This is a genomic window from Rhizobium metallidurans, assembly GCF_014196505.1.
GTDB classification, from domain to species: domain Bacteria; phylum Pseudomonadota; class Alphaproteobacteria; order Rhizobiales; family Rhizobiaceae; genus Rhizobium; species Rhizobium metallidurans.
Genome location: NZ_JACIDW010000002.1, coordinates 353308 through 363020 on the forward strand (window position 1 = coordinate 353308; position 9713 = coordinate 363020).

Annotated in this window: 17 protein-coding genes; 1 reads left to right on the forward strand and 16 read right to left on the reverse strand. The window is 60.9% G+C overall.

Annotated features, from left to right (window positions below; all coding sequences use genetic code 11):
- Nucleotides 1-3: 3 nt before the first annotated feature.
- From GGQ67_RS05655 to GGQ67_RS05730, 16 genes are all read right to left on the reverse strand, one after another.
- The gene (locus GGQ67_RS05655) at nucleotides 4-252 is read right to left on the reverse strand and encodes a hypothetical protein (protein ID WP_183899217.1); all 249 of its coding nucleotides are present in this window, start codon (nucleotides 250-252) and stop codon (nucleotides 4-6) included.
- Nucleotides 249-899 carry a gp16 family protein gene (locus GGQ67_RS05660; RefSeq protein WP_183899218.1) on the reverse strand — a complete coding sequence of 217 codons (651 nt, stop codon included), beginning with the start codon at nucleotides 897-899 and terminating at the stop codon, nucleotides 249-251. Before GGQ67_RS05660 ends, GGQ67_RS05655 begins: the two co-directional genes overlap by 4 nt.
- Nucleotides 896-1153, reverse strand: a complete 258-nt coding sequence (locus GGQ67_RS05665) for a hypothetical protein (protein WP_183899219.1) — start codon at nucleotides 1151-1153, stop codon at nucleotides 896-898. Before GGQ67_RS05665 ends, GGQ67_RS05660 begins: the two co-directional genes overlap by 4 nt.
- On the reverse strand, nucleotides 1150-1509 hold the full coding sequence (locus tag GGQ67_RS05670) for a helix-turn-helix domain-containing protein (RefSeq protein ID WP_183899220.1): 360 nt from the start codon (nucleotides 1507-1509) through the stop codon (nucleotides 1150-1152). The genes GGQ67_RS05665 and GGQ67_RS05670 overlap by 4 nt, the downstream gene beginning before the upstream one ends.
- Entirely contained in the window at nucleotides 1502-2326 is an 825-nt protein-coding gene (locus tag GGQ67_RS05675) for a DUF6551 family protein (RefSeq protein WP_246400123.1), read from the reverse strand. Before GGQ67_RS05675 ends, GGQ67_RS05670 begins: the two co-directional genes overlap by 8 nt.
- A complete protein-coding gene (locus GGQ67_RS05680) occupies nucleotides 2323-2538 on the reverse strand; it encodes a hypothetical protein (protein WP_183899221.1) in 216 nt (71 codons plus the stop codon). The genes GGQ67_RS05675 and GGQ67_RS05680 overlap by 4 nt, the downstream gene beginning before the upstream one ends.
- Nucleotides 2538-2693: a hypothetical protein gene (locus GGQ67_RS05685; RefSeq protein ID WP_183899222.1), complete on the reverse strand. Its 156-nt coding sequence runs from the start codon at nucleotides 2691-2693 to the stop codon at nucleotides 2538-2540. The genes GGQ67_RS05680 and GGQ67_RS05685 overlap by 1 nt, the downstream gene beginning before the upstream one ends.
- Before the next feature lie 7 nt (nucleotides 2694-2700).
- Nucleotides 2701-3354: a DUF3164 family protein gene (locus tag GGQ67_RS05690; RefSeq protein WP_183899223.1), complete on the reverse strand. Its 654-nt coding sequence runs from the start codon at nucleotides 3352-3354 to the stop codon at nucleotides 2701-2703.
- 13 nt (nucleotides 3355-3367) lie between these two features.
- The gene (locus GGQ67_RS05695; protein ID WP_183899224.1) at nucleotides 3368-3646 is read right to left on the reverse strand and encodes a hypothetical protein; all 279 of its coding nucleotides are present in this window, start codon (nucleotides 3644-3646) and stop codon (nucleotides 3368-3370) included.
- Nucleotides 3643-3918 (reverse strand): hypothetical protein, encoded by a 276-nt coding sequence (locus GGQ67_RS05700; RefSeq protein WP_183899225.1) that lies wholly within the window; start codon nucleotides 3916-3918, stop codon nucleotides 3643-3645. The genes GGQ67_RS05695 and GGQ67_RS05700 overlap by 4 nt, the downstream gene beginning before the upstream one ends.
- On the reverse strand, nucleotides 3915-4214 hold the full coding sequence (locus GGQ67_RS05705; RefSeq protein WP_183899226.1) for a hypothetical protein: 300 nt from the start codon (nucleotides 4212-4214) through the stop codon (nucleotides 3915-3917). The genes GGQ67_RS05700 and GGQ67_RS05705 overlap by 4 nt, the downstream gene beginning before the upstream one ends.
- On the reverse strand, nucleotides 4214-5236 hold the full coding sequence (locus GGQ67_RS05710; protein ID WP_183899227.1) for an AAA family ATPase: 1023 nt from the start codon (nucleotides 5234-5236) through the stop codon (nucleotides 4214-4216). Before GGQ67_RS05710 ends, GGQ67_RS05705 begins: the two co-directional genes overlap by 1 nt.
- Before the next feature lie 75 nt (nucleotides 5237-5311).
- Nucleotides 5312-7348, reverse strand: a complete 2037-nt coding sequence (locus GGQ67_RS05715) for a transposase domain-containing protein (protein WP_183899228.1) — start codon at nucleotides 7346-7348, stop codon at nucleotides 5312-5314.
- Nucleotides 7345-7803: a hypothetical protein gene (locus GGQ67_RS05720; RefSeq protein ID WP_183899229.1), complete on the reverse strand. Its 459-nt coding sequence runs from the start codon at nucleotides 7801-7803 to the stop codon at nucleotides 7345-7347. Before GGQ67_RS05720 ends, GGQ67_RS05715 begins: the two co-directional genes overlap by 4 nt.
- Nucleotides 7800-8627 carry a ParB N-terminal domain-containing protein gene (locus GGQ67_RS05725; protein WP_183899230.1) on the reverse strand — a complete coding sequence of 276 codons (828 nt, stop codon included), beginning with the start codon at nucleotides 8625-8627 and terminating at the stop codon, nucleotides 7800-7802. Before GGQ67_RS05725 ends, GGQ67_RS05720 begins: the two co-directional genes overlap by 4 nt.
- Nucleotides 8628-8630: 3 nt before the next feature.
- A complete protein-coding gene (locus GGQ67_RS05730) occupies nucleotides 8631-8945 on the reverse strand; it encodes a hypothetical protein (protein WP_246400124.1) in 315 nt (104 codons plus the stop codon).
- Between GGQ67_RS05730 and GGQ67_RS05735 the strand changes: the two genes are divergently transcribed.
- Nucleotides 8940-9662, forward strand: coding sequence for a hypothetical protein (locus GGQ67_RS05735; protein WP_183899416.1), 723 nt, complete (start codon nucleotides 8940-8942; stop codon nucleotides 9660-9662). The two genes, GGQ67_RS05730 and GGQ67_RS05735, sit on opposite strands and share 6 nt — an antisense overlap.
- Nucleotides 9663-9713 lie beyond the last annotated feature (51 nt).

Genomic DNA, 9713 nt, shown 5'->3' on the forward strand with positions numbered 1-9713 from the left:
CGATCAGGCCTCCGACGGGACGAGGTCGATATCGCCCATCGCTTCGAGTTCACCATCAACGACGGCCGACTGGCGGAGGGATGCGAGACGCGCCTCGGCTTCAGCCCACGAGCGGCCAGCGATGCTGAAGGCAAACTTGCGACCCTCATGAACGAATACGCAGGTGAAGAGCAGCTCGGCGCGGCCATCGCGATCGAGCACGGTCGGCCGCGCTGGCATGTGTCGAGGCTGGAAGGAAACGACGGCGCTCATTTTGCGCCACCTTTCGCAGCGCGGATGCGCTCGCCCAGGACATTCATGACCTTCTGCCAATCGCCCGCCGTCAGATTGTGCAGCATCGACTTGCCGGAAACCTTGCTGGCCTCCTGGTCGAAGCCCTTGCGAAGCATCGTGTCAGCGCCGGGGGTGAGGATCTTCCACTGCGCCCAGGCAACCTTGGCGCCATCAAGCGCCATCCAGTCGAAACCGTTGGTGTTGCCGTAGCTGACGCCGGCCTCGCGGCGAAGCCAGCTCTTTAGCGCCTCGATCGCGCGGTTGGCATCATCGGCGTTGACCAGAAAGCGCGTGTGGTCGATCCCGGTCTGTCGCTTGACGAAGGCAAGAAGCGCAGCATCATCCCGATCGCGGACGATGCCGAGGTTCCAACCGGCGATCCAAAGCGCCTGCAGCTTCTTGGCAAATTTGCCGGTGAGCTGCTGGCGGCCGTTGGCACGACGGGCGGCCGGCGCCGGCTTGAAGCCTTCATTGCGCAGAACCGTGAGCACCTTCTCCCGCTCGGTTTCCGTCATATCCTTGACGGAATTCTTGCCCGTGATCAGTGCAAGCTTGGAGCGGTATGTGTCGTCATCGAGGCCGAGCTGCTTCTTGGCGACGTGGATGGCGGCGATCGAGCGGCTCATTCGGCATCTCCCCGGTAGGTGAGCTGCAGGGCGGGCGCTGGCAGCGCCAGCGGCTTCGGAGCCACCTTCGGCTCCTTTCTCGGGCGAGCGGCTTCCTTCTGCTGTTTGAGGATCTTTTCAAGGTCGTTGAGAAGGTAGCCTGCCTCGCGATGATCGGTGCTCTCGATCTCAATGCGAACAACGGTCTTCCCGCTCTTCGTCGTCGCGCTGTAGGATTTCAGGCGGCAGGGAGCTTGGAAATAAATACCTGTCATGCTGCAGCCCTCCCGAGATAAAGCTCGCGATCCTTGAGCGAATACCCCGCTCCCCAGAGCGTGAGGATCTCGATGCCAAACGGCTTCAGCTTCTTTCGCATCTTGCAAACGAAGACATCGACGATCTTGATTTCCGGCTCCACGTCGATCCGGTCGCTATACATCGCGAGCATGATCGACTGCTTTGACGCTTGGTCTCGCGTCGTCAGGTGAGAGAAGACCCGTGCCTCCAGCGGCGTAAGGCACCATTCGACTTTCACCGCGATCGAAGAGGGCATAAGGGCTTCTTCAAGCTGGCGGACACGCTCCTCGAGGAGATCAATACGGGCCTTCTGACGTTCATGGATTTCATCCATTGCGCGGCTTCCTCCGGTTCATGAAAACCACAGATGCGTAAGCCCGCCAGTGGGGAACCTTGCGCTCAGCTGCGAAGCGCGAGGTTTCCGTCTCCAGCGTTTCAGCCTTGGACGAAATGACGAGTGCAATGCGCTCGGCATCGATCTCGCCCTCATATTCCTTCGAGAACATGAGCAGCTCCACGGCTTTGATCATGTGGGCTGTCACCGGCGCCGCATTTGTAGACCGGCATACGTCAAGCACCCGACGCGCACCCGCAGCATATCGGCGATTGACCAGCGACTTGATGGTCGCGATAGCCATCGTCTCACCCGGCTTGAATTTCGCCATCGGAGGAGGGTTCTTCAAAATGACGATGCCGGCCCTTTCGCAGACTTGCGCCACGGTCAGCGCATCTTCATCGCCAGCGGCTACCATTGCGTTGTGCAGCTGTGTCGCCGTGACCTGAATGCGGTCGCGGTTATGCCTGACGAATGCGCTGGCACGGGTCTCGTGGCTTTCCGCCTGGACGATGAGAACCGGCAGCAGCTCGATGCCGCCATGTGTGACCGCGCCGATGGCGGTGTGCTGACCATCAATCACTTCGAGCCGGCCATCGACTTCGACGACAACCGGCGGCTTGAACGCAGTCCAGCACCACTCGGAAACGATCTTGCGGATAAGCTTGACAGACCGTTCATAGAGGCCGCGCTGGTAGGTTTCGTCAACCGACAAGGTCGCGGGCGGAACTAGACGAAGTTGAGGAGGCGCTGTGGTCACCTCGGCAGGCGTGATGTCCGGAAGGCTGAGCGCTGAGATGAGACGTTTCGATGTCATGACGTCGCCCTCGCCATGCCGATCGCGACCTTCGTCAGGTTGACCTCGGCCAAGGTACTGGCACCATCTTCGTCTATCGCGGTCACACGGGCGAACCTCGCCCCGTCAAACTCGACGATGTCATAGCCCTCTTCCTGGAAGGCGCTGACGATCTTGCGCTCGTAGTCCTGGGCTGACCAGTTTGCCAGCCGTGCTTTCGTGCGATTGTCCATCACAGCGACACCTTCTGGATTGCAGCGGCACCAAGGAGAAGCCCGACGAAAAGAAACCATCCCCAGCCAGATTTCTCGGCGATTGCGAGATAGCCAGCGATGGAGATCGTGGTCGCGGAAAGTGCGAAAGCGGAAGCGAGAAGCGCGTTTTGCATGACGACCTCACACCTTCGCGAGATCGATGGTGACCGCGTGCCACTCATCTTTCGGTGTGGCGCGCTCGTAGAAGCGCACATACTCTTTCGAGCCAGTGACCGTGATCGAGCTGCGGATCGCCTCCATGGCGCGCGTCCAGCGTTCGTCATCGATGTCCAGGCGCAACAGCATGAACAGATCCGACTTGTTGATCTGTCCTTCCTTCTCGGTGTTGAAGGCACGCATGACGAGCGCGCGGATCTCGTCGCGGCTACCTTCGGACCAGTCGATGATGCACTCGTCGATCAGGCCCTTGGCGATCTGAAGCTGCGGGCCGAAGGAAATCAGATCCGAGACCTGGACAACGACCTTCATGCAAGCGTCGAATGTCTGATAGGTGCGATTGCCCTTGGCGCCGCCGATCTTGCCGCCGTACTGCTGCGCCAGCAGGGCGTCGAAACTGCCGAGGTCAGCGACCGTGTGCCCCCTGAAGCGGGCGATCTGAGCCGAGAGGTCGCGGGCAAACTCCATGACCTTGCGAACCATCTCGTCCTGCAACTTGTCCTCGGGCTTTACGTTGCCCAGCGGGACGAGATTGCCCTTGGCATCTTCCATGAACTGTCGGCCGTTGATGACTTCCACGCCATCAGGGCGCTTACCTTCGAGAATGACTGCTTCCATCTGTGAAGCTCCTTTAAAGCGGCTTTGCGAGGTTCTTGATGGCAGCGCGAGTTCCGCTCGCGGCTACCAGGAGGCGTTTCAGGGCGCGCGCTTCATCGCGGGTGCCAAGGCTGGCCTCGTAGCGGGTGAAGGCGGAAGCCACCTGACGACTGGCGTCGAGCACGGCTTCCGTCAGTGGTTTCCGCTGGATCTTCTTCGGCTTCGCGGCGAGAACAGCCGACACGACATCCGGGCGGAGCGCATCGACGATCTCGTCGAGTGGAAGCAAGATCGTGAAAGGCACTTCCGTCATGCTGCATCTCCCCCGTCATCGGAGCGCGAGATGATCACGAGCCGGCGCGGGAAGCGCAGGATCGTGGCGCCCTGGGGAAGGTCGTCGAACTCAAGCGCCCTCGCCTTAGCCAGGCGCAGCTCCGCCTCCTGCTCCTCCGCCAAGGCGATCAACGTGTTGAACCGCTTGATGAACTTGGCGAGCAGGCAAGGCAGCATGAACAGACCGCAACTGCGCCGGCTTTTTAGGGTGTCGCGTATCGCCTTCAAATGGTCGGAAAGCAGAGCCGTCATGGCTTCCTCCCGAAATCTGGACGCACGACTTTGCCTTCGGGATCTTCGACGAGCTGCTGCAGCTCCTCGGTTGCCAGATCCTCGACGATTGCGCAGCCGGCTCTGGCTGCCTCGGCCAGACGAAGGGCGCCCACTTCGCGCTCGATCACGGTCATCATCTTGCGGACCGCCGCCAGGCGCTCCACCAACCTGTCGAAATCCGAGCCGGGCATCGAGACTTCTTCGCCGCCGCAGGCCGGGCTCAACTCGCGCACGATCGCGTCGAGGTACTCGCTGGGAAGGGAACGGCGCGACATCACACGTCCTCCACTTCGCGGTTATTCCAGGCGGCCTCCAAATGCTTGCGCTCAAGATCGCGCGCCGGCTTCTGTGTCGCCAAGCACGCCATCTTGATCGTTCTGTCGATCTGCCGGAGCGCTCCGCCCTTCATGCCCACGCCCAGGAGAAACTTGACGCAAGCGGCATCAGTGATGTCCCATGCTTCGATGAACGACTTAACATCAGCCTCTCGACCGGGATCACGCTTCAGGTTCTTGTCGATGCGGCTGAGAATCTGATCCCGGCTGTTCGTCTGGTGCGCGGCTTGCGTCATCCGCTTGCGCACCTCCTCGTTCCCGACCAGGGCAAGACCGACACCGTAATTGTCGGAGAAGTAGCGCAACTGGTTGACGCTCTCCGGATCGGCGTGCTGCGCCTCGTCGATAATGAGCAAAGCGCGGTTTCCCGCTTTCGCCAGTTTTTCACCGATGGTGCCGACCAGATCGGCAGGATTGAAGACGCGGACCTCCAGCGTCCGAGCCAAGAGGCTCATGACACCGTGGACCGACTTCACCTTCGGATTGAGCGTGACCATGTGAACATGCGGCTTAATGCGCTGGTAGTGCCGGCATGCCGTGGTCTTCCCGCGCCCAGCACTGAGTGTGATGGTGACAAACCCGGTCATGGTCTGCGCCAGCAGCAGGGTGTTATGGATTTCCACTGCCGCCAGCGTGCGCAGGAAGCCGGGACCGTCAGGCATCGCGGCGGTGACAGCCGCGCTTTCCTCTAACGCTTCGAGGAAGCGTCCTACCTGAGAGTTCTGATTGTCCAGGACGCCGAGAAGCGTTCCAGAAAGCCACTGCGAGAACGTGCTTTCGGCAATGCCGATCCGTCGGCCAGTATCGGCCTTTGTCCAGTTGTGCTTCGCCGCGACGGTGGCGACGGTCTGACGAAGACGTTCCCACGTCTGTACTTCCGTCGCCGAGTGCTTAGCGACGAATTTTTCTGCCGGCATGGGCAAGTCCCAGGTGGCAGGTATTGCATTCAAGATATCAAGCATTACAAAGGTTCCTGTTGAGCTTTTGAATGGGCGGGTTCTTGGACCCGCCCTCTTTTTTGGGTGGAACCGTACTCACTACTTTTCGGCTCTGCTTTTACGGCCGGACGCACTACCTGCCGGCCGATCCCCTTGCGGGAATGGGATGATCGAGCTATCGCCCGAGATAAGAGAGAGGCCACGGGCAATGCCGGCCTCGTATTCGTCCTGCGACCACTCTTCCGTCTTCTGCTCGATCGCGAGATTGCCGGTCACGATGCGCGTGACCGTTGGACGGATCGGCTCGGGCTTCGACGGTGCGTCGGTCGCATAGAGCTCGCCGAGCTGGGCCGGCGTGAGCTGACGATGGAGCTTCGCCTTGGCCTTGGTGAGCTTGACCAGCGTGCGGCGGTTACGCTCATGACGGGCGGCGGCGCTCTGCTCGTTAAAGCCGGCCTTTTCGGTGCACGCCGCGTCACAGATGAAGCGACCCTCGGCGTCGTAGACCTTGACGGGCTGATGCAGCTTGTCGGGATCGAAGCGGACGGTCACATGTTTGCCCATCCACTCGTTCATTTCCGGCGCCCAATAGACGTTTCGCTGGAAATGGATTTCGCCGTTGCGCGACCGTGTCTTCACGACCTTGGCCGCGAGCATCCAGAGAGAGCGCTGGGCCTCGGTGGCGCGTCGAACGATGGTCGCGGGATGGCGCATGCTCTCGGCGAAGGTCTCGTCGAAGCTGCGGCCCTTGGCCGTTTCCGATCGGCGACCGGTGCGGGCATTGTGCTCGGCGATGCGCTCCGCGACATGGCGCTCCAGCACCTCCAATGGCACTGCCCACTGGCGGTAGTTCTCCGGCTTGTTCTCGGGCTTGTTGCCCGTGTAGGCGCCGGACATGGCCGGATGCTTCGAGATTTCCTCGGCAAGATCCTTCCAGGCGCGCTCGATCGGCTTCGACTGGCCGGAATAGGGCTTCGTAAAGTGTGGCTCGATGTCGAGTGTTTTCAGGAGACCGGCGACCTCGCCTTCCATCTTCTTGAAGCGGTTGCGGCTGACAGCGCCGCCGGAGATCATTTTCGAGGCGAACGCGCGACCGTTGTCCATGTACAGATGATCGGGAATGCCATGATCCTCGATCATGTCGCCGACGCACGCACGAACCACATCCCATGTCTCGGCCTCGCACAGGCGCCAGGACAGGATCTTGCCGGAGTAAATATCCTGAATACCGAGCAGGATGACGCGATCGGTGACCTGCTTCGAATCTTCCGCGGATTTCCACGGCACCTGGACGAACAGGTCGAGCTTGTGACCGTCGGTGTTCGTGATCTCCATCGCGTGGAGATGCGACTTTGTGCGGATCTGGCTCGGATAGAGCTGCTCGGCCCGCTTGCGCCCTTCTCGCGTCAGGATCTGGACCGAGCGCGGAACCTCCGCTTCCATCCGACGACGAAGCGTGCGTTCCTCTGGAATGGGAGCCCAGCCCTTCTTTTTGGCCGCCTCCATCATACGGCGGTAGCAGGACGAAAATGTCGGCTTTTCAGAGCGGAGATAATCGGACTTCAAAGCCGCCCAGGCCAGCTCGTGGCAGGGAGCGGTGTTGGGAACCGTGCCGTCGGTCGCATAGGCCGGAGCCAGTGCAGGCAACCAATCCTCACGGTCAACAGACGTGAGCTTTTTCCGTAGGTCGTAATAGGTCGATGACGAGACACCGAACTTGCGCAGGATCGGAGCGAGCGTCTTCTCGATCGACATGACCGATCCGAGGACCTCGCGCTTCGCCAGGGCGTCTTCGGCGGAGATGATCAACGCATGGCGCTGGTGCGCCACCTGACGATGTTCGTCCGTCATCGCCTGGAACGTCTTCCAATAGAGCGCTCGGCGCTTCTCGCGGGTTTCGGCCAACGTGGCGTCACGCTGGGCGATCTGCGCGAGCTTCGCCTGGGCGAGGCTCGGCAGGAGCGAAACATGGAACTCCCAGACGGGCTTCGTGCCGGTCTGAACCTTCCGGGCCTGCTGGTCACGGTCTCGCCAACCTGCCTGATTGGCCGTGCGATACAGGCTCGCGATGCTGGTCGGCATGCCGGGCAGTCGAAGATCGAACAGGGCGTCGAGCGTGAACCAAGCGTCCATCATACCTTACCCCGCGAAGTGATGCGGATCGGGCGCGCGGTAAGGCGCTTCACCTCAGCCGCCCATCGGCGTTGCTCCTGGCGGCAATAGGCAATTTCCGCCAACACGGCCTCTTCGCCGATCAGCATCGTGACGCCCTGCAGGGAAGCCGCCTCGTCCCAAAGCCACAAGGCGTCGGTGGCGTGCGCCAGCGCCGCGAAACGCGGCATGGTGATATCGTGCGCCTTGCTCTCGGCGGTGTAGGCGTCGAGCGTCGCCTTGTTGATCGACGGAAGACCGAGATACTGCGCCATCCGGGCCGCGATCGTCGGGCGATCGTAGGGGCACTCGCGGATAGCTCGAGCCATGGCCCGCTTCAACTTGGCGCGATAACGGTCAAGATCGAGCTTCTGCGCCGGGTCGCGGACGGGAAAGACGGGCTCAAGGAAGAAGTCGAGCTGGGTGTGGTCGCGCTTCATTCGGCGGCCTCCAGGAAGGAGACATCGCGCTTGTCGCCGATGTGGTTGAGGACGCGAAGCAGCGTGTCGTCATCGGCTTTGTCGAGCAGCTTGCAGACCTTCGCGAAGATTGCCTCCTGCAGATCGACGGGCAGCTTCTTCACGACCGGCTTGTCCGATGCGAGTATCGCCTTCAGGTCGGGCTCATACTGTAACGCCTTGGCAATGCCGGTCTGCTCGGCCTCAGGCATGCTGGCCAGCTTCAGGAGCTGCTTCTGGTCGTGCTCGTAGGCAGTTCCGCGTAAGGCGGCGCGCAACATCGGGTGCAGTTTCTGCCCGATCGCCGAGATGCGCTTGTAGGTCGCGGCGGCAATCCCGAGGCGCTCTTGAACCCGCTGTGAAAGCTCCCTTCCGGGCGAAAAAATAACTGGCTCATCGTGAGCCTGTTTTTTCGGGCGCCCACCCTTCGGATCGATTTTGCCGTGTCTGTCCTCGAATATTTCGCGGAACTTCATGACGAATACCGCGCGATCGAGCGCCGAGAGGTCGTTACGGAAAAGGTTCTCCGAGATCTCGATCAACTGAGCCTCTGCAGCGTCTGCTGAGACAATGACGGCCTCAATTTCGGGCCATTCATTCATCCGCGCCGCTTCAAGCCGATGCCCACCAGCAACCAACGTGTAAGGTGTCGCACCTCCGCCAGCAGCAGGTGTCGAGCGAACGGTGATCGGATTGATCAGGCCGCGATCGACCATCGACCCGGCAATCGCCGCTGCATGTTCCATATCGACCGGGCGCGCGCGATCGCCGACAAGGATTTGTGTAAGTGGAATGGACTTGAGCATGGATTATGCTGCTTCCTCTTGGGCGACGATCAGGGTGAGCAGCTCGCGGGCGTGCGTCTTGATCGCCTGATAGTGGTTGGCAAAACGGGGATACTGCAGGCGGGCGTCGATGGTGCGCAGCGCTCGGTTGATGGCCTCGCGGGAACGCTCCTCCATCTCGACGACCCGACGCTTCGGCCAGCCGCATTCACGGATCATCAGGTGCATGACGACTTGCCGGGCGAGAGCGGCATCAAACCACTCGTGCGGCGGGTCTAGGATGTCCGCAGCCGAGAGGTGCGGAAACCCATCGCGCACCGCGATGGTGCAGACATGCATGCAAGCTTCGTAAACGGCCTTCTGGTCGAAGCGGTTCAACATCAGAACGCCCTCGACACGATCGAAGCGATTGCTGCCGCCAAACCGGCCAGGACTACGCAAAACAAAAGTACCTGGTCGGCTACGCGGCACACTGGAGACAATGAAGGAATGAAGGGATTGCGGGTGCCTATTTCGTTACGACGTTTCGGCATTGGCGAGGCCTCCGAAATGCGAGAGGGTCGGACGATCAGAAATGAGGGAAAGGAAATGGAGATGCCGGAAGACCGGTTGACGCGAGAGCAGCTGTTGGAGGCGAGATTGAGCACCCTCGAAAGGCGGGTGGAGCAGCTGGAAGGCTGGACCGGCGCCGATGAAGATGGCGACCCAATGGCAGCCGACGTGTCGGTTGCCGAGGAGCTGATCGTTTTGAGAAAGCTGGTCACGCATCTCATCAGGATGCTCGACTTCACGTTTCCGGATTTTACGGTAGACCGCTTCCGCAACGCGCTGGACATGGTCGACGAGCAGGAAAGACGGCTTGCAAAGGAACGCAAGCTGGATGCGGTGGACATTGATCCCGCCTGGGACGAACGAATGAGGCGCATCATCGTGGAGCACCTTCCGATTCCGGTACCGAACGATCGGCATCCGCAAAGGCGGACGCGAACATTTCGGCCAACTGTCGTGGGGAGTGAAACCGATGAAGAGCCATCTGCGCCCGGATCTGACGAATAGATGCTCGTCGGATCGCCAGCAGTCGGCGCGCCTCGTCGTGATCGTACGTCA

Coding starts and splice junctions, on each gene's coding strand:
- GGQ67_RS05730 (WP_246400124.1), bottom strand. CDS start 8,945: ATGCATGTCTGCACCATCGCGGTGCGCGATGGGTTTCCGCACCTCTCG.
- GGQ67_RS05670 (WP_183899220.1), bottom strand. CDS start 1,509: ATGGATGAAATCCATGAACGTCAGAAGGCCCGTATTGATCTCCTCGAG.
- GGQ67_RS05675 (WP_246400123.1), bottom strand. CDS start 2,326: ATGACATCGAAACGTCTCATCTCAGCGCTCAGCCTTCCGGACATCACG.
- GGQ67_RS05655 (WP_183899217.1), bottom strand. CDS start 252: ATGAGCGCCGTCGTTTCCTTCCAGCCTCGACACATGCCAGCGCGGCCG.
- GGQ67_RS05735 (WP_183899416.1), top strand. CDS start 8,940: ATGCATGCAAGCTTCGTAAACGGCCTTCTGGTCGAAGCGGTTCAACAT.
- GGQ67_RS05710 (WP_183899227.1), bottom strand. CDS start 5,236: ATGCTTGATATCTTGAATGCAATACCTGCCACCTGGGACTTGCCCATG.
- GGQ67_RS05680 (WP_183899221.1), bottom strand. CDS start 2,538: ATGGACAATCGCACGAAAGCACGGCTGGCAAACTGGTCAGCCCAGGAC.
- GGQ67_RS05700 (WP_183899225.1), bottom strand. CDS start 3,918: ATGACGGCTCTGCTTTCCGACCATTTGAAGGCGATACGCGACACCCTA.
- GGQ67_RS05685 (WP_183899222.1), bottom strand. CDS start 2,693: ATGCAAAACGCGCTTCTCGCTTCCGCTTTCGCACTTTCCGCGACCACG.
- GGQ67_RS05715 (WP_183899228.1), bottom strand. CDS start 7,348: ATGATGGACGCTTGGTTCACGCTCGACGCCCTGTTCGATCTTCGACTG.
- GGQ67_RS05665 (WP_183899219.1), bottom strand. CDS start 1,153: ATGACAGGTATTTATTTCCAAGCTCCCTGCCGCCTGAAATCCTACAGC.
- GGQ67_RS05720 (WP_183899229.1), bottom strand. CDS start 7,803: ATGAAGCGCGACCACACCCAGCTCGACTTCTTCCTTGAGCCCGTCTTT.
- GGQ67_RS05725 (WP_183899230.1), bottom strand. CDS start 8,627: ATGCTCAAGTCCATTCCACTTACACAAATCCTTGTCGGCGATCGCGCG.
- GGQ67_RS05690 (WP_183899223.1), bottom strand. CDS start 3,354: ATGGAAGCAGTCATTCTCGAAGGTAAGCGCCCTGATGGCGTGGAAGTC.
- GGQ67_RS05695 (WP_183899224.1), bottom strand. CDS start 3,646: ATGACGGAAGTGCCTTTCACGATCTTGCTTCCACTCGACGAGATCGTC.
- GGQ67_RS05705 (WP_183899226.1), bottom strand. CDS start 4,214: ATGTCGCGCCGTTCCCTTCCCAGCGAGTACCTCGACGCGATCGTGCGC.
- GGQ67_RS05660 (WP_183899218.1), bottom strand. CDS start 899: ATGAGCCGCTCGATCGCCGCCATCCACGTCGCCAAGAAGCAGCTCGGC.